Annotated in this window: 21 protein-coding genes and 1 tRNA gene; 3 read left to right on the plus strand and 19 right to left on the minus strand. The window is 66.5% G+C overall.

Going from position 1 to position 22196, the window contains the following annotated elements; all coding sequences use genetic code 11:
• Window positions 1-438, minus strand: a 438-nt coding sequence (locus tag RIE31_01540) for an ABC transporter substrate-binding protein (GenBank protein MEQ8639286.1), incomplete at its 3' end; no start/stop codon positions are given.
• Between the two features lie 456 nt (window positions 439-894).
• Here RIE31_01540 and RIE31_01545 point away from each other — a divergent pair.
• Window positions 895-1959: a crotonase/enoyl-CoA hydratase family protein gene (locus RIE31_01545; protein MEQ8639287.1), complete on the plus strand. Its 1065-nt coding sequence runs from the start codon at window positions 895-897 to the stop codon at window positions 1957-1959.
• Between the two features lie 82 nt (window positions 1960-2041).
• Here the strand turns inward: RIE31_01545 and RIE31_01550 are convergent, their stop codons facing one another.
• Window positions 2042-4876, minus strand: a complete 2835-nt coding sequence (locus tag RIE31_01550; GenBank protein ID MEQ8639288.1) for an ATP-binding protein — start codon at window positions 4874-4876, stop codon at window positions 2042-2044.
• A 2-nt stretch (window positions 4877-4878) separates the two neighbouring features.
• The gene (locus tag RIE31_01555; GenBank protein ID MEQ8639289.1) at window positions 4879-6507 is read right to left on the minus strand and encodes a response regulator; all 1629 of its coding nucleotides are present in this window, start codon (window positions 6505-6507) and stop codon (window positions 4879-4881) included.
• Window positions 6508-6813: 306 nt separating this feature from the next.
• Here RIE31_01555 and RIE31_01560 point away from each other — a divergent pair, with 306 nt between their 5' ends.
• Complete coding sequence (locus RIE31_01560; protein MEQ8639290.1) at window positions 6814-7995, plus strand: FAD-binding oxidoreductase; 1182 nt, start codon at window positions 6814-6816, stop codon at window positions 7993-7995.
• Between the two features lie 83 nt (window positions 7996-8078).
• Here RIE31_01560 and RIE31_01565 read toward each other — a convergent pair.
• From RIE31_01565 to RIE31_01600, 8 genes are all read right to left on the minus strand, one after another.
• Window positions 8079-8155: transfer RNA gene (locus RIE31_01565), tRNA-Pro, on the minus strand.
• A gap of 124 nt (window positions 8156-8279) precedes the next feature.
• Entirely contained in the window at window positions 8280-8816 is a 537-nt protein-coding gene (locus RIE31_01570) for a MerR family transcriptional regulator (GenBank protein ID MEQ8639291.1), read from the minus strand.
• A 34-nt stretch (window positions 8817-8850) separates the two neighbouring features.
• Window positions 8851-9228, minus strand: coding sequence for an integration host factor subunit alpha (locus RIE31_01575; protein ID MEQ8639292.1), 378 nt, complete (start codon window positions 9226-9228; stop codon window positions 8851-8853).
• 127 nt (window positions 9229-9355) lie between these two features.
• On the minus strand, window positions 9356-10351 hold the full coding sequence (locus RIE31_01580) for a beta-ketoacyl-ACP synthase III (GenBank protein MEQ8639293.1): 996 nt from the start codon (window positions 10349-10351) through the stop codon (window positions 9356-9358).
• 46 nt (window positions 10352-10397) lie between these two features.
• Window positions 10398-11459: a phosphate acyltransferase PlsX gene (gene plsX / locus RIE31_01585; GenBank protein MEQ8639294.1), complete on the minus strand. Its 1062-nt coding sequence runs from the start codon at window positions 11457-11459 to the stop codon at window positions 10398-10400.
• 44 nt (window positions 11460-11503) lie between these two features.
• Window positions 11504-11686 (minus strand): 50S ribosomal protein L32, encoded by a 183-nt coding sequence (gene rpmF, locus RIE31_01590; GenBank protein MEQ8639295.1) that lies wholly within the window; start codon window positions 11684-11686, stop codon window positions 11504-11506.
• A 289-nt stretch (window positions 11687-11975) separates the two neighbouring features.
• Window positions 11976-12539 (minus strand): DUF177 domain-containing protein, encoded by a 564-nt coding sequence (locus tag RIE31_01595; protein MEQ8639296.1) that lies wholly within the window; start codon window positions 12537-12539, stop codon window positions 11976-11978.
• Entirely contained in the window at window positions 12536-13147 is a 612-nt protein-coding gene (locus RIE31_01600; GenBank protein ID MEQ8639297.1) for a ubiquinol-cytochrome C chaperone family protein, read from the minus strand. The genes RIE31_01595 and RIE31_01600 overlap by 4 nt, the downstream gene beginning before the upstream one ends.
• Before the next feature lie 341 nt (window positions 13148-13488).
• Between RIE31_01600 and bamE the strand changes: the two genes are divergently transcribed.
• Window positions 13489-13944, plus strand: coding sequence for an outer membrane protein assembly factor BamE (gene bamE / locus RIE31_01605; protein MEQ8639298.1), 456 nt, complete (start codon window positions 13489-13491; stop codon window positions 13942-13944).
• A 135-nt stretch (window positions 13945-14079) separates the two neighbouring features.
• On the opposite strand, the gene RIE31_01610 is transcribed toward bamE, so the two are convergent.
• The 8 genes from RIE31_01610 to RIE31_01645 form a co-directional block, all read right to left on the minus strand.
• Window positions 14080-16167 carry a sodium-translocating pyrophosphatase gene (locus RIE31_01610; GenBank protein ID MEQ8639299.1) on the minus strand — a complete coding sequence of 696 codons (2088 nt, stop codon included), beginning with the start codon at window positions 16165-16167 and terminating at the stop codon, window positions 14080-14082.
• A 180-nt stretch (window positions 16168-16347) separates the two neighbouring features.
• Entirely contained in the window at window positions 16348-17583 is a 1236-nt protein-coding gene (locus tag RIE31_01615; protein ID MEQ8639300.1) for an MFS transporter, read from the minus strand.
• A 112-nt stretch (window positions 17584-17695) separates the two neighbouring features.
• A complete protein-coding gene (locus RIE31_01620) occupies window positions 17696-18178 on the minus strand; it encodes a hypothetical protein (GenBank protein MEQ8639301.1) in 483 nt (160 codons plus the stop codon).
• An 84-nt stretch (window positions 18179-18262) separates the two neighbouring features.
• Window positions 18263-19249: a thiamine-phosphate kinase gene (thiL, locus tag RIE31_01625; GenBank protein MEQ8639302.1), complete on the minus strand. Its 987-nt coding sequence runs from the start codon at window positions 19247-19249 to the stop codon at window positions 18263-18265.
• 36 nt (window positions 19250-19285) lie between these two features.
• Window positions 19286-19789 carry a transcription antitermination factor NusB gene (gene nusB / locus RIE31_01630; protein ID MEQ8639303.1) on the minus strand — a complete coding sequence of 168 codons (504 nt, stop codon included), beginning with the start codon at window positions 19787-19789 and terminating at the stop codon, window positions 19286-19288.
• Window positions 19790-19824: 35 nt separating this feature from the next.
• Window positions 19825-20289, minus strand: coding sequence for a 6,7-dimethyl-8-ribityllumazine synthase (locus tag RIE31_01635; protein ID MEQ8639304.1), 465 nt, complete (start codon window positions 20287-20289; stop codon window positions 19825-19827).
• Window positions 20290-20301: 12 nt separating this feature from the next.
• On the minus strand, window positions 20302-21564 hold the full coding sequence (locus RIE31_01640; GenBank protein MEQ8639305.1) for a 3,4-dihydroxy-2-butanone-4-phosphate synthase: 1263 nt from the start codon (window positions 21562-21564) through the stop codon (window positions 20302-20304).
• Entirely contained in the window at window positions 21561-22190 is a 630-nt protein-coding gene (locus tag RIE31_01645; protein MEQ8639306.1) for a riboflavin synthase, read from the minus strand. Before RIE31_01645 ends, RIE31_01640 begins: the two co-directional genes overlap by 4 nt.
• Window positions 22191-22196 lie beyond the last annotated feature (6 nt).

A 22196-nucleotide genomic window follows, 5' to 3' on the forward strand; every position in this document is an offset into this window, starting at 1 on the left:
GGCGGTGAACTGCCGGCCATTGTGGAACTTGACGCCGGGACGGACCTTCATCTCCCAGGTGCGGAGATCGTCGCTGGCGCTCCAGCTCTCCAGCAGCATGGGCCGGGTCACATTGTCCACGTGGGTCTTGGTCAGATAGTCGTAGTTGGCGCGAATGCCCACGTTCGACCAGCTATCGGCGTGCGGGTTGGTGAAGTCCTGAATGCGCGCCGCCAGCGTAGCGGTGCCGCCGGCCGGCATCTCCGCCGCCTTGGCCTGTGGCACAGCCTTCGTGCCGGTGATCTTGCCGGCGGTGGCATAGGCCGCCGTCGCCGACATGCCAAGCATGGTTGCCGTCCGCACAAAATCCCGCCGGCCGATCTGGCCTTCGGAAAGCTGGCGCTGCAGTTCGGGAACATAAGGGTGAAGCTCACCCTCTTTCCGCAACTGTTTCGTCATAGGGTTTCCCCTCCCTAAAGTGTCCACGGGCAGGATGGCGGAACCGGTTCATTCCGGATTCACGCTCCTACGCCAAACTAGGCTCGCCGGCCCCGTCCCGCAACGGGCAGTCTGCGTCTTTCCTTCACATTGCCGGGATTCGTGCAGGGAGCCGCACCGGGAGCGGCGTCGCGGGCCAGGACCGCTGCCACGCGCATACACATGCCGCCTGCCGACAGCTTGCCGTGTCCGTCGGGCGTCCCCGGTGGCGAATTCGCCGGGCAGACAGGCCAGCGCCTGTAACGCGTGGCCCGCCAGCTTTGGCCCTTGCCGTCAGACGGGTCCACGTCACGGCCTAGCTGACGTCTTAACCATAACGGCTAGTGGCTTGCGATTGTGGATAAAATCCGGCCATAATCGTTAACGGGTGCGGTCGGGGGCCGCTCTAGCGCTGGCCTGAAGCAGGGGAGATGGCCGATGACCAAGAGTCCGACGGACTTGCCGGAGACCAGTCGCCTGGCGCCGCTCAGCGCGCCCGCCCGTTCGGGCGAGGTCGCTACGAACGACAGTACGCCGGTCATCCACCTCCGGCCACACGCGAAGCCCGCGGTACGTACGACCGGCCGCAAACAGCCACCCGCGCGGATTACTTCGCTCGACGAGATCGAGGCCCTTCCGCTGAAAGAGATGCGCGTGACGATTGATCGCGGCGCGGGAATCCTGTGGTGTCGGTTTGCCTTTGCGGGGCGGCCCAGCTTTACGCCGGCCCTGCTGGACGACATCAGCCGGGTGCAGAGTGCGGTGGTTGATCTTCATGCCGGGGCGGGCCGATCGCCCGAAACAGGACCGCTGCGCTATATGGTGTGGGCATCCGATATGCCGGGGGTGTGGAACCTAGGCGGTGATCTGCGCTATTTCGCCGAGCGTATACGCCGGCGGGACCGCGATGGCCTTCTGACCTATGCTCATGCAGTGGTCGGCGAAGGCTATCGCAACGCCGTCAACCTCAATCTGCCGATTGTCACGGTGTCGCTGATTCAAGGTGATGCGCTGGGCGGTGGATTCGAAGCGGCCCTGTCGAGCAACCTTCTGGTCGCCGAGAAAGGATCCAAGTTCGGCCTGCCGGAAGTGCTGTTCAACCTGTTTCCCGGCATGGGCGCCTACAGCTTCCTGGCCCGACGCATCAGCGCCGCCTATGCCGAGCGGTTGATCTTCTCCGGCCGAATCCATACGGCTGAAGAGTTGCACGATGTTGGCGTAATCGACGTACTGACCGAACCCGGTAAGGGCGTCGAGGGATTCCTCGACCATGTTGACCGCAACCGGGACCGCTTCAACGCCCATCGGGCGATCTATCGCGCACGGCAGATCTACCACCCCATAAGCCGTGATGAGATGCTGGATATCGCCACCATGTGGGTGGATACCGCTCTCACGCTGAGTGAACGTGACCTGGCAAAGATGGAGCGACTGGCGGCGGCGCAGGACAAACGGCGCGCGCGGGCGGCCGCGGCCGGGCTCGTCAGTCCATTATCGGCCTGATTCGATCCGGCCAGACTCCCCCTGGCCAGCGCCCTGACCAGTTAAGCCCGGCTTGATAAGTCCGGGCCGGGCCCGCCGGTGATCAGTCCGGCGCGCCGACACGGCGGCGCACACGCTCCGTCGCCACCTGGGCATTGAGTTCGCTGGAGACGCGGGCGAACTCCCGCTGAACCCTGGCGATCCGCTCACGTCCGTCATCGCGCAAGTCCCGCTCGGTCATGGTACGGAAGCCTTGCAGGACGTTCGCCAGCCGGCGCGCGCCGACATTGGCCGAAGAGCTCTTGAGCGAGTGAGCGTGGTCACGCAAAGCGGCGATATCCTGCCGCTCCAGCGCCCGATCCATCTCGCGCGTCACCGTCGTCGCATCACGCAGGTAATCATCGATCACCTCGACCACGAACGACGGATCGGGATCCAGCGCCCGCAGTTCTGCCAGGGCATTACGGTCAATGATGGGCTCGTCATAGTCTTCGCTGTCCTCGCCGGAGCTAAATCGCGGATGGCTGGCAAGCGACGTTACGGTCTGGTCCGTGGGCGCAGGCAGCGGCACGGCCTGGAGAGACTTCCGCGCCGGAAGCAACTCGGCGATGGTACGCAGCAGGGTCGGCGCATCCACGGGCTTGGTGACATAGCCGTCCATGCCGGCTTCCAGACACAGGGCCTGTGCCTCGGTTGTGGCGTCCGCCGTCAGGGCAACGATTGGCAGGTGCGGCTCTTCGGTGTGGGCGAAGCGGTACATCTTGACGGCCTCGACCCCGCTCATCCGCGGCATGTTGATGTCCATGAGCACCAGATCGAACTCTTCCTCGTCCAGGGCATTGAGCGCTGATTCCCCGTCTTCGACGATACGATGGTCGATCCCCGCACGATCCAGGATACGGCCGATGACAAGGCGGTTGGTGCTGTTGTCTTCCGCCACCAGAACCCGCACACCGTTAAGGTCGGGCAGGTCGGCGACGGGTCGGCCGACAACCGTATCGCCGTCGCTCTGGATGCACAGGGCACGCAGAGCCGCATTGAGTTGAAGTGGCGTGAACCCGGCCCGGAGAACGCAATCCATATCGCCGCTGAGGGCCGAGGCTTCACTATCGGCGGAGGCCCCATCCAACAAGACAAAGGCCGGGTCCAGCAGATCGAAGTGGTCTTTCACCTCGCCAATGAGAGCGGGCCAGTTGAAGCTTCTGTCTTCGCCCTGCAGGATGAAGACCAGCCGGGCCGTATCCTCCACGGAATAGCCGGCGACGGCATTGCGCAGCGCCGGCACGGTCTCCACCGGCTGGGCGTCGATTTGCCACGATGTGAGCATGGCTTCAAGACGCATGGCTTCTTCATTGCGCGGCCCGACCAGCAGCACGCGAACACCGTCGTGACCGACAGGCTCTAGCCGTGATTCAAGTTGTCCCTCCTGGCGAACAAAGGGGATTTTGAAGCGGAACGAGCTGCCCACACCTATGGCGGATTCGACACTGATTTCGCCGCCCATCGCCTCTACGAGCTGCTTGGAGATGGCGAGCCCCAGACCGGTGCCGCCATAACGCCGGCTGATGGAGTCGTCGGCCTGGACAAAACTGGCGAAGATGGACTCCAGCGCCTGCTCGGAAATACCGATACCGGTGTCCCTGACCTCAAACACCAGTGTCGCGGCGCTGGGCGTGACTTGCTCCAACCGCACGTCCACGATCACACCGCCCTCTTCGGTGAACTTGACCGCATTGGCGACAAGGTTGGTCAGCACCTGTTGCAGATGCTTGGGGTCACCGCGCAAGCGCCACGGCACATCGGCCGCAACGCGGGCCGACAGGAAGAGTGACTTGTCGCGCGCCTGGGTGCGGAGGATTCGCCGGACATTGGCGACGACCTCGTGCAGATCGAAGTCCTCGAAATAGATCGAGAACTTGCCGGCTTCGATTTTCGATATGTCCAGAATGTCGTTGATCAGGTCCAGCAGGACATGACCGGAGCTGTTCACCGTCGAGACCATGTCACGCTGATCGCGCGCCAGGCGCGTGCCCACCAGCAGGTTTGACAATCCGATAATGGCGTTGAGCGGCGTACGCAGCTCATGGCTCATATTGGCGACAAAGCGGCTCTTGGCGCGGTTGGCCTCCTCGGCCGCCGCCTTTGCTTCTGTCAGCGAGCGGATCAAGGTCGAGACATAAGCCGGCAGCAGGACCAGGGCGGCAATCAGGGCGCCGCCCATTACCGGATTGGACTGCCAGTACGGCGTATTCAGAACGACAAACGTAAACCCGGCGACCGCCATGGCGGCGCAGGTGAGCAGATAGCGCACACCGTAGCGAAAACCGTAGCCAAAGGTGATCCACAGATAGATCAGCCACCACGCGGTCATCACTTCGCCGCCGAAGTGAAGGGCCACTGTCAGGATGCCATTCTCCGCCAGCATGGCCAGATGACGACGGATGACCGAGGTCGCGGGACGGGCCAGAATATGGATCAGGAACAACCAGCTTATGGCCAGACCGATGGTCATGCCGATGAGCGCAAGCCGCGCGGCATTGCCGGAGTCGTGGCCGACGGTCAGGACCAGATAGCCGACGATCAGCGATACCAGAAGAACCCGCAATACGACCTGTTCATGCTCGCTGTCGGGCCGGGTCGCCCATGTGTGCGCGACCGTGGCCAGGCCCTGGCGGGCCACCTGCACCGCGGCGATCAGGGGCAAAGCCACGAGCACACCCAGAACCAGCAGGGAAGCCGTCTGTGGACCCTGCCACAGGTCGGTGGCAACCAGGCCGATGGCCTCCGACGCGACGCCGAGACCGGCGGCGACCGCCAGCAGGCCGGCGACCAGCGCGGCGCGTCGGCGGGACCGGCGACGGGCCGGCGCAGGCTGATTGTCGATCACCGGCCGGGACGACCCGTCCGGTGCGACTCTGGGTTCGGCCAGATTCGCCATGGTCAGACGGACCCCTGGGAGGAGAGGGGCGAATCGAGACCGGCGACGGGTTCGGCGCCTTGGTGCCCTGGCTCCGGCCGGCGGATCGGCAGGATGACGGTCATGGTCGTGCCCTGCCCCTTGCGGCTTTCCACATCCAATCGGCCGCCATGCAGCCGCACCAGGTCATTGGCCAGGGGCAGGCCCAGACCGGCGCCGGCATGACGCCGGGTCATGACGTTTTCCAGATAGCCAAAGCGCGACAGGGCGGTGCTGATTTCAGCCGAATCCATGCCGCAGCCACGGTCGGCGATAGCAACGATGATCGATCCGTCACGCTCCAGTGCGTTCACATAGACCTCGCCGCCATCGCTGGAGGCCTTTACGGCATTGGATAGAAGGTTGACGATAACCTGCTGCAGACGCGCCGAATCGGCGCGCAGGGGCGGCAGTTCCGGTTCCATATTGATGACGATCTGAACCCGCCGGCCGCTGGCCTCCTCGCTAACCGCGCGAACAGCGTCATTGATCGTCGTGGCCATCTCCACCCATTCGTCATGCAGGTCGAGAACGCCGGCTTCGATGCGCGATACGTCCAGAATGTCGTTGATGATGTCCAGCAGGTGCGATGCGCTGCCGGCAATGTCATGGGCATAGTCCACATACCGTGGCGTGCCGACGGGGCCCAGCACCTGCTGGTTCATCATGCTGGCGAAGCCGATGATGGCATTGAGCGGCGTACGCAGCTCGTGGCTCATATTGGCGAGGAACTCCGTCTTCAGGCGATTCGCCGTTTCCGCCGCGTTCTTTGCCTCTTCCAGCGCTCTGGACGCCGCCTTGCGCTCTGTAATGTCGAAGCCGACTGTCACCACATTGGCAACCCGCCCGGCCCCGTCCCGCAACGCCATCTTGGTCAGGTGAAAGGTCCGGTCATCCCCGTTGAACGAGATCGTTTCGTCGAACGGCGCAGGCGCCTCCCCCAGGTCAAAGATCATCCGGTCGAGCGCCAGCGAGCGCGTGCCGTAGCCATGCGGATCAATATCGGCCGGTGTGCGGCCCGCCGCCTCATCCGGCGTGGTGCCGAGCAGTTGCGCCTCAAAGCTGTTCATGAACACGACGCGGCCGGCATTGTCGGTGGCCGAGATCATCGCCGGAACCGCGTCGATGACCCGCAGCAGGCGTTGGTGGCTCTGCTGCAGGGCTGCGGCATGGGCCTCGCTGTCACGCATGAGTTTGCGTTCGAGCAGTTCGGCCCGCTCCTTGAGCTGGCGACGCTGCCGCTCGAGCGTCAGAAGGTTGCGGCAACGGCTGCGAAACTCATGATGGTCCACCGGGCTCAGCAGGAAGTCCGTGGCCCCGGCCTCCAGCGCTTGATAGCGGTAGGACTTGTCTTCATAAGCGGTGACCACCACCACCGGCACATTGGCCAGGGACGGCTCGCGACGGATGGCCTGGGTGAACTCCGCGCCATTCATGCCGGGCATGTTGAAGTCGGTGACCACCAGGTCCGGCGTGTTCTGCCGGAGCCAGGCCAGGGCGGCGGGCGGCTCGGCGAAATCGCGCACCGTCGTGCCCGCCTCCAGGGTGGTGGCGAGCTTCGACAGAATGCGTCGGTTCGTAATCCGGTCGTCAACTATCACCACAAGGGGCATAGATCCGCCTCGCTGACCCAGGACCGCCCGTCCACTTTGTCCTACCCCTGAATCCCGGCGGCGAGCGGTCGACCCGATCATCCGCCAGGCGCAGAAAGTGCGGCGTGAACGAAGCATCGGATAGCTGTCGTTAACGCTCTATTAACGACAGGAACATTTGCCGACGATGGCGGCCGGGCGGCAGCCGGCCGCGGCGGCGGGGAGCGCCCTTGCATCCGGCGGAAACACGCCCTCCACTCGCCGCCGGCTGGCCGACCACAGGCGGTCCGGCGCCAGCGGGACACGATTCAGCGGGAGATGAAGAGCATGAGCGGGGCAAAGCCGAATACGGCCGATTTCGTCATTGTCGGCGCCGGCATCACCGGGGCCGCCACGGCCTATTATCTGGCCAAGGCCAAAGCCGGCCGGGTGGTCCTGCTGGACCGCGGCCAGCCCGCCGCCGGCGGCACCGGCCAGAGCGCGGCCATCGTCCGCCAGCACTACTCCAACGATGTTCTGCTGGCGCTGGCCCGCGACAGCGTGGCCATCTTCAAGTCCCTGCCGGAGGAAACCGGCTACCCCATGGGCTATGTGCGCACCGGCTGGTGCATGCTGCTGCCGAAAGACGTGCTGGCGGGCGCGAAGAAGAACCTGGAGCGCCAGAAGGCGCTGGGCATCGAGTCCCGCATGATGAGTGCCGAGGCGGCCAGGGACATCATTCCGGGCCTTAATCCCGACGGCGTGGCCGGCGTTGCCTACGAGCCCGATGGCGGTTTCGCCGACCCGCACCTTTCAACCCGCGCCTATGTAAAAGCCTTTGCCGATCTGGGCGGCGAAGTGCGGCTGGCGACGGCGGTGCGGCGGCTCACCCGCCAGGGCGACCGGGTAAGCGGCGTCGTCACCGATACGGACGACATCGCCGCCGGCATGGTGGTCAATGCGGCCGGGCCGTGGGCCGGATCCCTGGCCCGCACCGCGGCCATCGAGACGCGCCTGACGGTGACCCGCGAACTGGACACCATCTGGATCAGCGAGGCCGGTCGGCCGGTGCCGACCACCTCCATCTCCAACGCGGTGGACGCCATCTATCTGCGGCCCATGGGCTATGGCCGCTATACGCTCGGCCGCGGCTTTCCCAAGGACTATGAGACGGTGGACCCGGACAATTACCGGCACGCGGTGGAAGATGATTTCGTCGCCGACGTGCGCCGGCGGGTGGAAAACCGCTTCGCCGGCATGAAGGGCATGCGCCTGGCCGACACCTATGCGGCGCTCTATGACGTCTCGCCCGACTGGTATCCGGTGAGCGGTGTCCGCGACGGCCTGGCCGGTTATGCGGATGCCTGGGGCGGCAGCGGCCATGGCTTCAAGATCGCCCCGGCCCTGGCGCGTGGTCTTGCCACGTCTTTGCTGCAGCCGGCGGAGAATGCGGCCATCGCCGGCCTGGGCCACGATCGGTTCAGCAGCGGCGCTCTGTTCAGCCAGGCCTACGGCGGCAATCGCGGATAGGAAAATCAGCAGAAAACCAATGGGTTAACTGCCAACTCTAAAGTGCTATTTAGGCGGGGGATGCGCCACCGACCGGCGGCGGCTGGTCGGAGCGGCGGGATTTGAACCCACGACCCTCAGTCCCCCAGACTGATGCGCTACCAGGCTGCGCTACGCTCCGTTGATACCGCCGGCCGCCCGGCCGGCGGGACTATAAGAGGCGACCGGCAGCGGTGCAACGCGCCGCCGCCGCGGCAAGGGCTCATAAGCGGACGGCGGCTAAGCGGACGGAGACGACCGGGCGGTCAATCAGGCTTGCGGCGGACCCCGGCCAGCAGGCTGCGCACCCGCTCCAGTTCGCGGCGGACAATCTCCAGCTCACGTCTGAGGCCGGCCGCGGGAACCGCCGCCGCCGGACTGGCCGAGGCCAGGGTAGAGGATGCAGCCGCTGCGCCGCCGGCGGCGCTGCCCGGGCCGTCAGACGACGGGTCGCCCGCCGCCGGGCCGGCCGGGCCGGCGCTGTCGGCAGACGCCGCGGCCACGCCGGCGGCGTCATCACCGGTGGAAGCGCCCGCCGGGCCGCCGGACCGGCCGCGCAGGATCTTCTGCACGCCCTTGATGGTGAAGCCGTCAGCGTAAAGCAGATGACGGATGCGGCGCAGCAGAGCCACATCTTCCGGCCGATAGTAGCGGCGACCGCCGCCCCGTTTGAGCGGCCGGACCTGGCTGAACTTGGTTTCCCAGAAACGCAGCACGTGCTGCGGCACGTCCAGATCGGCGGCCACTTCGCTGATGGTGCGGAACGCCTCGGACGACTTGCCGGCAGTCGATTTGTCGGGCACCGACCGGCGGCGGGGCGCCCCGGCGGCAGGCGGCTCAGCCACGATCAGGCGCAGCGCCCGCCGGCATCCGCTGACCATCATCAGACGCCGCGTCGGCCGCGCCGTCCTCAGCAGCCGACATCTCCGCATTAATGCGGTCCTTCAACACGTGGCTGGCGCGAAATACCAGAACCTGACGCGGCAGAATGGGCACTTCCTCACCGGTCTTGGGGTTGCGGCCAATGCGCGAACCCTTATGGCGGACGGCAAAACTGCCAAACGATGAAATCTTGACCGGCTCATTACGCGCCAAGGCATCCGCCACCTCGTCCAGAACGGACTCCACAAGAGCTGCCGATTCATTGCGCGACAGGCCGACCTGCTGGAACAGCACTTCGGCCAGTTGTGCTCGTGTCACGGTGTTCTGCGCCATCCGGCCCCCCTTCTTTGAAGGAACGCTAGCGCATGCCAATTAAACGGTCAATTACAATGGCATAAATGGTGAGATTGAAGCGCCGTTGAATGGTGCCGCCGGACTTTGGCGGAAGTCGGCGGGGCAGCTACCAGCGGACCAGCGCCGAGCCCCAGGCGAAGCCGCCGCCCATGGCCTCCAGCAGCAGCAGATGGCCCGGCTGAATGCGACCATCGGCCACCGCCTCGGCCAGGGCCAGCGGCACCGACGCGGCGGAGGTGTTGGCGTGGTGGTCAATGGTCATCACCACCCGCTCCAGCGGCAGGTTGAGACGCTGGGCGGTGCCTTCGAGAATCCGCCGATTGGCCTGGTGCGGCACGATCCAGTCGATGGCCGATGGGGCCAGACCATGGTGGGTCAGGGTTTCGTCCACCGCATCGGCCAGGTTTCTGACGGCGTGGCGAAAGACCTCGCGCCCGTTCATGCGCACATGGCCGGTGGTGCCCGTGGAAGACGGACCGCCATCGGTGTGCAGCAGGCCGGCCTGGCGGCCGTCGGTGTGCAGGTGGACCGAGTGAATACCCGGCATCTCCAGGCCGCCATCGCCGGCGGTGGCCTGCAGCAGCACGGCGCCAGCCCCGTCGCCGAACAGGACGCAGGTGGCGCGGTCGCTCCAGTCAACCAGACGGGAGAAAGTCTCGGCGCCGATGACCAGCACGGTCCGGGCCTGGCCGAGACGGATGAAATTGTCGGCCTGGGCCAGGGCAAAGATGAAGCCGGCGCATACCGCCTGGATATCAAAGGCGAAGCCGCGGGTCATGCCGAGACGGGCCTGAACGGTGGTCGCCGTCGCCGGAAAGGTCTGGTCAGGGGTGGTGGTCGCCAGAATCACCGCATCCACCTGGTCGGCCGCGACCCCGGCGTGGGCAAGCGCCGCCGTCGCCGCCGCCACCGCCAGGTCGGAAGTCATCTCGCCATCCGCCGCCACGTGACGCTGGTGGATGCCGGTGCGCTCGCGGATCCAGGCGTCGGAGGTATCGACCGTGCGGGCCAGCTCTTCATTGTCCACAATGCGGGCCGGCAGGGCAGCGCCACAGCCGGTTATGCGCGCCCGCAACAGGGCGGGGGACGGGCCGCCGTTCATGGCCGCCGCGCCCGCGGCGACCGCGGCACCATCAGGACGACCGCCATTACTGCGCCGCGGCCCGCTTATCGGCGTCGAGAGCCGACCCCAGAGCGGCGTAATCGCGGCCAATCTGCTCATTGGCGCCATGGCGCAGCAGATCCACCGCCACGCCAACCGCGTTGGCGAAGCCGATGGCGTCGGTACCGCCGTGGCTCTTCACCACCACGCCGTTGAGCCCCAGAAACATGGCGCCGTTGTAATACCGCGGGTCAGTCCGCTGCGACACCTGGCGCAGGACGTTGCGGGCCAGCACATAGCCAAGGCGGGCCAGCAGTGAGTTGGCAAAGGCGCGGCGCAGGAAATGGCTGTAAAGCCGGGCTGTGCCCTCGGCCACCTTGAGCGCCACATTGCCGGTAAAGCCATCGGTCACCACCACATCGACGGTTCCCGCCGGCAGATCATTACCTTCCACAAAGCCGGTGAAGGTGATGGGCAGTTGTGCGTCGTCCAGCGTGTCGGCAGCGGCACGGATCTCCGCATGACCCTTGACGTCTTCCTCGCCGATATTGAGCAGGGCAACGCTCGGCCGCTCGATACCCAGCACACAGCGGGCAAAAACCTCCCCCATTACCGCAAACTGTACCAGGTGACGGGCATCGCACTCCACATTGGCGCCGAGATCGAGCATGACGCTCTCGCCACGCTCAGTGGGAAAGATGCTGGCGATGGCCGGCCGGTCTATGCCCGGCAGAGTCCGCAGGATGAGCTTGGACATGGCCATCAGCGCGCCGGTATTGCCAGCGGAGACGACACCATCGGCCTGGCCGTCTTTCACCGCCTGTATGGCCAGCCACATGCTGCTCTGGCGACCCTGCCGAATGGCAATGGACGGTTTTTCCTCGTTGCTGACAGCGTCCGGCGTGTGGACGATGCGCGCCGCCTCGGCCAGTGCCGGGTGAGCGGCGGCCAGCGAGCCGATGCGGGCTTCGTCGCCAAAAAGGAGAAAGCGCACTTCCGGATAGCGAACACGGGCAAGAGCGGCCCCGGCGATGACCATCTCCGGCGCCTGATCGCCGCCCATGGCGTCCAGCGCAATCGTCAGAGGCTCGGTCCCGGAGGCAGTCACGTCAGCACCCTCGCCCGGCCGCGCGCCAGGACCAGCCTGGTCCGTCAGGCCGTCGCCTGCTCAACGACCTCGCGGCCGTCATAATATCCGCACTGTGCGCACAGATGGTGCGGTCGCTTGCGCTCGCCACAGTTGGGACACTCAATATTGGCAGCCGGCGTCAGCGCATCATGGGAACGTCGCATATTGCGCTTCGATTGCGACTTTTTTTGCTTTGGAACAGCCATCGTCGTGCTTCCTTTGCACCCTTGTGCGTCATGCCGCCGGCCAGCAGCCGGTCCAAGCCAGCCCCGGCCGGTCCAAGCCAGCAGGTATCTACCGGGAATAGAGGCGTCTGTGTAGCCAAAAAGCCCGAACGCGGCAAGCGGCGCGACGACAACCGGTAGCAACCGGGCGCAACACGAGGCAAGCAGAAGCTCCGCAGACGGCGCCCAGACCGCATGGTGGCGCCACGCGGTGCAAGCCGGCCGGCGGCACCCGGTGGGCACCTCCCGGCCCGTGACCGCAGCCGTCCGGCTAGCCGCGGTCCCCGCTGCCTTTCGCCTGACGCCGGGCCAAAGCCGCCTTCAGATCAGCCAGCGGCCGCTGTCGGCCGCTGCTGTCGGCCGCCGGTTCCGGTGCATCGCGGTGGCGTGGCCACGGGTTCATGGCCAGGCCCAGTTGCTGGGCGACAACTTCTCCCAGATCCAGCGGCCCGCTCGGCAGCGGTTCCACATCCCCGGCATACGGATCATAGGATTCCGCTTCATATTCAGTTGGTTGCGGCTCGTCGCTGAAAAACACCTCGAATGTTTCGTCGATGTGTTCGGGGACCGGTTCGAGGGTCGCCACACAGCGCTGGACAATCTCTGCGCAGAGCCGGCCACGCACCGCCACAGGCCCGTCATGGCGCGGTCGGGAAATCGTCAGCTCGGCGCTCAGGGAGTCAAGCGCCAGCAAGGCAAACCGGCGGGCCAGCGCCGTCTGCTCATGGGGGCTGGCCGTGATGCGGCGCACCACGGGACCGCCCGACAGGGCTTCCAGCGGCAATGGCCGGGACATTTCCGGTGGCGGCGGCGCGGCAGGCGGCGCGGCCGTCATTGCGCCGCTCCGACCGGGGCCAGGGCCGGCACAAAGGGGTCAGGCGACGGTAGCCGCAGCTTTCCGGCCGCCAACTGCGCCGCCGGCCAGGCGCGAAGCGCGTCACGTGCCGCCACCGCATAGGCGGCGAGCGCCGCGGCAGCCGGCAACTGTCCGTGGTCCCCGTCGCCGCCGCGCCAGATATTGCGCCACAAGGCATCGGCCAGGGCGGCCGACGGCAGACCCGGCGGCGACTGACGAAGCAGTGCGCCATAGGTGTCGAGCCGGCCGTAGAAGGCCCGGGCCATGCGCCGCATACGCGGCGCCACCCCCATATCACCGGCCCCCATTTCGCGCAGGCTGATATCCATATCGTCAACGAAGGCGGCGGACACGCGCCGGCTCAGTTCGTCGAGGGCCGGCCCCTCCTCATGACAGCGCAGCAACACCAGCCCCACATGCAGCGCAATCAGGTCAAATCGCCCATCCACGGAATCGGCTACGGCAAAGCCGTCGGCACGATAGAACACCGGCTGGCGAGCCTGCGCCACGGCGGCAGTGTAAAGCGCGACCGCCGCAGCGCGACGAGCTCGTCCGGCAGGCGATATCAGAAGGCGCGACAGGAACATATCAGCCAGACCATCCAGGCAAACCAGGGACAATACCGCAACATAAAGCCGGGGCGCCGCACCGGCGGCCGCACCGGAGAAAGCCCGCCAGTGCGGTTCCGCGTTATTGACAGGTTTCCGGGCGAGTGCCAAGTATCCGGCCGCTTGTCGCGCAGGGCCCTGCCAATTGCGGCGACGCTGCGCCACAGTGTTGGAGCCCACGTCAGTTGGAGCCCATCCCCAGGAGCATACCGCGCGTGAAAAATGGCCAAGCCAGAAAATCCCGTCCAGCCCCTGCGTCGCTGACGCATCCGGCAGGCGCACGCCGATCAGGCGGGCGGCGACGCGGCGGGCTGCGGCTTGTGCTTGGCGCCGGCCTGACCGCCCTCACCCTTTCGCTGGCCGCCTGCGCCGAAACCCTCAGTCTGCATGGTCATGTGCCCGACGCCGAACGGGAAGCGGAAATCGCCTCCAGCCAGGCGACCCAGCCGCAGGTGGCCGAGGCCCTGGGCTCGCCGTCCTTCATCGCGCCATTCGATGGAAATGTCTGGATCTACTTCTCGCAGGTCCAGAAGCAGGTCGCGTTCTTCACGCCGGAAATCGTCTCCCGCGACATTTTCCTGGTTGAGTTTGACGACAGTGGCCGGGTGCAGGATACGCGGCGATACACCATGGCGGATGGCAAGACCGTAACGCCGGTCGGACGGACGACACCGACCCTGGGCAACGAGCTGACGCTGTTGCAGCAATTATTCGGCAATTTTGGCCGGTTTGCCGGCACCGAACGACCGGTGACGGGCAATATTCCGACGCAGTAGAGCAGGCCGCTTCCGGGCCCGCCGACCTCAATAGACGCCACCAATGAAAAGGGCCGCGCGACCGGTGCGGCCCTTTTCTCTGCTTTCGTCCCCGGCCCGTGCGGCACGTGCGGCCGGCGACGGTCGTTCCGCCGGTTATGCGGCGAGAATCACCAGCATCAGCAAGGCGACGATGTTGGTGATCTTGATCATCGGATTGATCGCCGGACCGGCGGTGTCCTTGTAGGGGTCTCCCACCGTGTCGCCGGTCACCGCCGCCTTGTGAGCGTCGGAGCCTTTGCCACCGTGGTTGCCGTCCTCAATATACTTCTTGGCATTGTCCCAGGCGCCGCCGCCGCTGGTCATGGAAATGGCGACGAAGAGACCAGTGACAATGGTGCCGAGCAGCATGGCGCCGACCGCAATAAAGGCCTGCAACTGGCCGGCAACGGTCCAAATCACCAGCCACAGCACGACTGGCGCCAGGATCGGCAGAAGCGACGGCAGAATCATCTCGCGGATCGCCGCGCGGGTCAGGAGGTCGACTGCCCGGCCGTATTCCGGCCGCGCCGTCCCTTCCATGATGCCCTTGATCTCGCGGAACTGACGGCGCACCTCGTGCACCACCTGCTGGCCGGCGCGGCCCACCGCCATCATGGCCATGGAGCCGAACAGATACGGCAGCAAGCCGCCGATGAAGAGGCCGACCACCACGTAGGGATCCTGCAGCCGGAAGGTGACGTCACCGGCCAGGCCCGGGAACAGCCGGGACAGTTCTTCTGTATAGGCGGCAAACAGCACCAGGGCAGCGAGGCCGGCCGAGCCGATGGCATAGCCCTTGGTCACCGCCTTGGTGGTATTGCCCACGGCGTCCAGGGCATCGGTGGTCCGCCGCACTTCCGGCGGCAGGTCAGCCATTTCCGCGATACCGCCGGCATTGTCGGTGACCGGCCCATAGGCATCGAGCGCAACCACCATTCCGGCCAGAGCCAGCATGGTCGTGGCGGCGACGGAAATGCCGAACAGGCCCGCCAACTGAAACGAGGCGACGATACCGGCGGCGATGACGATCACCGGCAGCGCGGTCGCTTCCATGGAGACGGCAAGCCCCTGAATGACATTGGTGCCGTGGCCGGTTTCCGACGCCTGAGCGATCTGGCGCACCGGGCGATAGCGGGTGGCGGTGTAATACTCCGTGATCCACACCAGCAGGCCGGTGACGGCGAGGCCGACCAGCGCACAGTAATACAGCAGACGCAGACTGATTGGCTCGCCGTTCAGGCTGACCGTGTGGTCAAAGCCCCACAACCACCAGATAGCGCCGGCGATGAGCACGGCCGACAGCACGGCGGTGACCACCAGGCCCTTGTAGAGGGCGTTCATGATGTTGTTGGAGGCGCCGAGACGAACGAAATAGGAGCCCACCAGCGAGCCAATGATGCAGACGCCGCCGATCACCAGCGGGAAAAGCAGCATTTGCTCCAGATCAACACCGGTGAAGAAGATGGAGGCCAGCAGCATGGTGGCGACGATGGTCACCGCGTAGGTCTCAAACAAATCGGCCGCCATACCGGCGCAGTCGCCCACATTGTCGCCGACGGAGTCGGCAATGGCCGCCGGATTGCGCGGGTCGTCCTCGGGAATGCCGGCCTCGATCTTGCCCACCATATCGCCGCCCACATCGGCGCCCTTGGTGAAGATACCGCCGCCGAGACGGGCAAAAATGGAAATGAGCGAGCCGCCGAAGCTGAGCGCAACCAGGGCTTCGATCATGTGGAGAAGATCGGTCCCCAGCGCCTTGAGGACGAAGTAGTAGCCAGCGACGCCAAGCAAGCCGAGGCCAACCACCAGCATGCCGGTGACGGCGCCCGACTTGAAGGCGATGTTGAGGGCCGGCGCCAGGCCGCCGCTGCGGGCCGCCTCGGTGGTGCGCACATTGGCGCGGACCGAAACGTTCATGCCGATGAAGCCGGCGACGCTGGAGAGGATCGCGCCAATGGCAAAACCGATCGCCACTTTCAGGCCGAGCAGCGCGCCCAGGCCAACGCACAAGACCACGCCGACAATGCCGATGGTGGTGTATTGCCGGCTGAGATAGGCCTGCGCGCCTTCCTGAATGGCGCCGGCGATCTCCTGCATCCGGTCGTTCCCGGCGGCGGCGGCGATGATGCTGCGGCTAGTGACAATGCCGTACAGAATGGCCAGCACGCCGCTGGCAACAATCAGCCACTCGATGGTCTGCATCGCTGGACTCTCCCGACCCGGTGTATTTCCCTGAAAACCTGCGCCTGTCGCCATCAAACGCATCCGGCAAAGACCGGCGGACGACGGCGGCGGACAATGGCAGAAGGCGAAAACCGGCGCAACCGGCCGGCCCGACCGGAGCCGTCGGCGCCGGTCTGGCTGAAAGATAGGGTCTCCCGACTACTCCGCCGGCGCCATTCGCGCGGCGCGACGCTTGAGGGCTATGCCCCAGGCCAGCGCCAGGCCGATCAAGGCGGTGGGAATGATGACCGCCAGATTGAGCGACAGCCAGCCGAAGATGTCATAGAGGATGGCCGACGACAGGGCGGTGGTGGCCACCGTGCCGAAGATCAGGAAATCGTTGAAGCCCTGGGTCTTGGCCCGCTCTGTCGGATGATAGGTCTCGGTCAGCAGGGTGGTGCCGCCGACGAACAGGAAGTTCCAGCCGAGCCCAAGGGCGATGAGGCCGCCGAAGAAATTGGCCACATTGGTGCCGGAGAGATTGACGGCGATACACACCGCGTAGAGCGCCACACCGGCGGCCATCACCTGCAGGACGCCGAACTTCTTGATCAGCGCGCCGGTAATGAAGGACGGGGCGAACATGGCAACGATGTGAGCCGAGATGACCCAGCCAACCACCGGCAAGGCATGATCGTGGGCGGTGATCGCCAGCGGGGTGGAGACCATCACCAGATTCATGATGCCGAAGCCGAAGGCCGCACCGACGGCGGCGACGATGAACATGGGCTGGCGGATAATCTGTGACAGAGGCCGGCCGCCGGACTTGCGCTCCGCTGCCGTCAGGCGCGGCACCTTGATAAACATCAGCGTGAAGAAGGCGGCAAGATGCAGGGCAATCATCACCAGATAACTGCCGGCGAACAGAATGGGTTCAAACATGCCAGCGGCGGAGGTGGCCAGTTGCGGGCCGATAAGCCCGGCAACCACGCCACCGGCCAGAACGTAGGAGACCGCCTTGGGCTTGAACGAGTCTTCCGCCGCCTCAACCGCGGCGAAACGATACTGCTGCATGAAGGCGGCGAAGATGCCGATGATGAACATGCCGACGCACAGCATGATGAAATCGGCTTCGAAGATGGCCCATGTGCACAGCGCCGCCCCGACCATGGCGATGACGGTGCCGATCATGAACCCGGCCCGGCGACCGATGGCGCGCATAAGCAGGGCCGCCGGCATGGTCCCCAGCATGGTCGCAACAAACGACAGAGCCAGCGGCAGGGTACCGAGTTTTGGCGACCAGGCGAGCGATGTGCCCACCAGTATGGTGGTGGTGCCGATGATCGACTGGCCGGTCATGCCAAGGCCCTGGGCCATGGCCAGAAGCAAAATGGTAAGACGGGAGTGGGCGCGGACTTCCGCCAGGGGAGAGTCGGCCAGAGGGGGTGTTGCCATGGCGCGGGACATTACAGCTTCGTTCCCACCGCCGGAAGCGGGTCCGTAGCGGCCTGGCGCCGCAGGCTTTGGTGCGCGGGTCGCGACCGTGCGCGAGTCGCTGCCGCGCCGGTCAATGACCGCCGGACGAGGCCGTGGCAGGCTCGGCCTTCGTCGCCGGCACTGGCGCCTCCTCACCGGGCGCCAGCCGGTGGACCCGCACCGTACTGGCGACGGACGCCGGCAAGTCGGCCGTCAGGGCGCCGGCCAGCAATGTGGTGAGCTGTACCGGCGGCGGCACGACGCCCCGCCGCGTTGCATCGGTCAGGGTCAGAAATACCGTCTGGCGCAGTCTGGGCAAGGCATGGGTCACATGATCCTGCTCTGACACCATGGCCACCGTCACCCACACGGAGATGGCGGCGCGCGGCACTTCGGCCTGTTCGCCGGTCAGCGCCAGCACAAAGGTATCCAGCAGAACCTCGCGAGGCTCGGCCAGAGCGGCGTCCACGATCTCGGTCCGGGGCGGTGGCGTCAGATACTGCCACAGGAAGAGGCCGCCGCCGATACCGATGACAAGCGCGCCGGCGACTATGCCGATTTTCTTGAGGCTCATGGCGATGCGGACGGCTGTTAATGGGCGCGTATATACCGGCGGGATGGCGACGCCCTATTACGCACCCTAGCGGTTCAGGACCGGTTAACGCGCCGTGCCGGCGGGCCAGGAATGGCGCCATCCCTGCCGCTCGAAGACCAATGGCCGGCCGGCCTGATCGCAAATTGTCACACCGGATCCGGCCGTGATCGCGCCGATGCGGGTGACGCGGCACAGACGGCCGGGTGTCAGGGCCTCCACATCGGTGCCCGCCGGCACCGTAAACAGCAGTTCGTAATCATCGCCGCCGGTAAGCGACAGATCGAGCAGGTCCGGTTCCAGCGCCAGCGCCGCACGAACGGCAACCGAACGCGGCACAAGGTCTAGCGCCACGGTCGCCGCCACGGCGGATTCTTCCGCTACATGGCCAAGATCGGCCAGCAGTCCGTCCGACAGATCAATCGCGGCGGTAGCCATGTCCGGCAGGAAGGGCGCCAGTTCGACCCGCGACGGCGGCACATGGTAGCGGGTCACCAGGTCCTGGCGCCGCGCCCGCGGCAGAGCCGCCAGCCGCCCCTGGAGCACGGCGAGACCAAGCGCCCCGTCGCCGACGGTACCGGACACCCACACTTCATCGCCGACCGCCGCGGTGCTGCGGCGCACCGCCCGACCCGCCGGCACATGGCCGATGGCCGTGACCGACAGGGTGAGCGGGCCCGGTGTACGGCTGAGATCGCCGCCCCACAGACGAATGGACATGTTGCTTTGCTCCACCGCCAGGCCGGCCGCGAACCGCTCCAGCCAGCCGGCCGCCAGATCATCCGGCAGGGCCAGCGCCAGGGTGAAGCCGGCCGCCGTCGCGCCCATGGCCGACAGATCGGAAACATTGACCCCCACCGCCTTGCGGGCGATGGCGTCGGGCGCGTCGTCGGGCCTGAAATGGACGCCGGCCACCAGCAGGTCCGTGGTCACCACCAGGTCGCGGCCGGCCGGCGGCGTATAGACCGCCGCGTCATCGGCCAGGCCCAGCGCCTCCGGTGTGCGGGCCGCCAACGGACGAAAGACACGGGCAATGGTTTCGAACTCATCCATGGGAATATCCCGGCATTGGACCAGGGTAGAAACGTTTCAGGTCGGCTCGGCCGTTGCCGCGGTGCGTTCCTGGCGGGCGAAACGGTCAAGCACCGCATTGGCCAGAGCCGGCTCCGGTCCGGTGAAGAAGGAATCGGCAATCGCCACATACTCGGCGATGGTGACGGCGACGGGAATATCGTCACGGTCGGCCAGTTCCCATGCCGCCGCCCGCAGCAACGCCCGCAGCACCCGATCAAGCCGCTCCATGCGCCAGCCTTTGTCCAGACAGAGGTTGAGCGCGGCGTCGAGCCGGTCGTGGGCGCGGGCGGCGCCTTCCACGGTGGCGGCGAAAAACGCCCGGTCGACTACCGGCGCGGACTCCCGCCCCCCGACCTCCGCCGCATCCGGCCCGACCAGCCGGTGGCGCAGGAACTCGGCGACCACCTGATCGGCCGGACTGGCCGAGACATCCGCCTGGTACAGCGCCTGCACCGCGGCCAGACGGGCGGCGCGACGATGCTCGGCGTCATGGGCGGTGGCCGGCGGGTCAACGGTCACGGGCTATCCTTCATGGCGGGCCCGCATGGTGGACTTCATCGCGGATAGAGGCGAAAGGCGCGCTTGAGCTCAATCTGCGCCAGACAGGCCGTCACCGCGTGGCCGCCTTTGTCCTGACGGGCCGGGTCGGCCCGCTCCATGGCCTGATCGCGGTTCTCGCAGGTGAGCAGGCCGAAGCCCAGCGCCAGAGTGTAGTCCACGGCCAGTTGCTGCAGGGCGCGCGAGACCTCGGTGCACACATGATCGTAGTGCGTGGTCTCGCCACGGATGACGCAGCCAAGCGCCACATAGCCGTCGAAGCGGTTGCGCACGCTGTTGAAGTCCATGGAGCGGATGGCGAAGCGGATGGCCGCCGGCAGTTCGAAGGCGCCGGGGACGGAAAACCGTTCATAGGTGGCGTTGGCTTTTTCCACCACCGCCATGGCGCCAGTGATCAACTGGTCGGTGATCTCCGTGTGATAGCGGGAATCAACAATCATGATATGCGGCGTATCAGCCATGGTCGGCCTCCCTCAGAATGACGGGCCGGCGCCCGCCGGCACCGGTCGCTGTTCGTGAACTGTCAATCCATAGCCGTCGAGACCGACAAAGCTGCGCGGCCGGTTGGACAGCAGGATCATATGGCGCACACCCAGATCGAGCAAAACCTGCGCGCCCACGCCATAATCGCGCAGCTCTTCCGCCGCGCCAGGCCGTGTCGCCGCATCGCCCGCGCTGTCATTGGCGCCCGCGCCGGCCGCCTCGCCCGTCCCATGGCCATCGGCCAGCCCCGGCAGACGGGCGATACGGTCAGACAGGCTGGTCGGTCGGGCTTCGCGGATGAGCACCACCACGCCGCGCCCGGCCTCGGCGATCAGGCGCATGGCCTGGTGCAGGATCGGCGGACCGCCGGCCGTGCCGCCCAGCACGTCCGACAGGACATTGACCGCGTGCATACGCACCAGAACCGGCTCATCGCCCGCTACATCGCCCTTCACCAGCGCCACATGTTCGGCATAGGAGACGGTGTTGACGTAGAGGTGGAGCATGAACCGACCGCCGATGGCGCTGTCGAAGGGGGCCGACAACCGCCGCTCCACAATGCGGTCGTGGCGGCGGCGGTGCGCGATCAAGCCGGCGATCGTGGCGATGCCCAGACCGTTGGCGGCGGCGAAGGCGAGCACATCGGCCCGCTGCGCCGGGCGACCGTCGCCGGCCAGTACCTGGCAAAGAACCGCCGACGGGTTGAGGCCGGCGAGACGGGCCATGTCCACTGCCGCCTCCGCCCGGCCGGCCCGCACCAGGACGCCGCCATCACTGGCCGTCAGCGGATGCACATGGCCCGGCGAAACCAGATCAGCCGGCCGCGTCATGGGATCGATGGCCACCGCAATGGTGCGCGCCGCGTCGGGCATGGCGGCCTGGGATTCGCCGGGCGCCGCGTGGCGGGCGCGAATGGCAAGAGCGGTGGCCGCCGCCGGGCGCTCCGCCCGATCAGCCGCCTCGCCCACCAGACGGCCATCGGCCAGGTGTCCGCCGCTGCGCACCGGCAGCTCCAACTGCTCCGCCCGCTGCCGGGTCAAGGCCAGGCACAGCGGGCCCCTGCCGCCGCTGCCGCCGGTCATAAAGGCCATGGCGTCGGGCGTGGCCATCTGCGCCGGCAGCATCAGGTCGGCCGATCCATCGGCCGCTTCGTCGTCAACCAGCACCAGGATGCGGCCATTGCGCGCCGCATCGATGGCCGCCGCCGCCGAAAGGACCGGCGGCGCGGCCGGCGCGGCGGCGGGCCGGCTCACGACGCCGGCGCCTTGTGGCCAGCGGTGACCAGCAGGCGCGCCACATAACGCGCCAGCAGATCCACCTCCAGATTGAGACGGTCGCCGGGGCGCAACCGGCCGAGTGTGGTCTGGCTCTGAGTGTGCGGAATGATGTTGACGGTAAAGCGTCCGTCACCAACGCGGTTGACCGTCAGCGAGACACCATCCAGCGTCACCGATCCCTTGGCGGCGATATAGGCGGCCAGGTCCGGCGGCACGGCGACTGTCAGTCTGCGGCTGTCACCGTCGGGCTCCGCCGACAGCAGTTCGGCCACCCCGTCCACATGGCCGGCCACCAGATGGCCGCCCAGCTCGTCTCCCATGGCCAGCGCCCGTTCCAGATTGACCGGCGTACCGGGCCGCCAGCCACCCAGAGTGGTGCAGGCGAGCGTTTCGGCCGAGGCCTCCACGGCGAACCAGCACGCCAGATCGCCGGCACCGTCACGGCCGCGATCAACCACCGTCAGGCACGCGCCGGAACAAGCGATGGAGGCGCCAAGCGCGATCGCCGGCGTGTCATAGCGGGTGGCGATGACGAAACGCGTATCGCCCGCGGTGGAGACCGAGAGCACACGGCCCACATCGGTGATGATGCCGGTAAACATGGGTCT

This window comes from Alphaproteobacteria bacterium, from assembly GCA_040218575.1.
Classification (GTDB): Bacteria; Pseudomonadota; Alphaproteobacteria; order JAVJRE01; family JAVJRE01; genus JAVJRE01.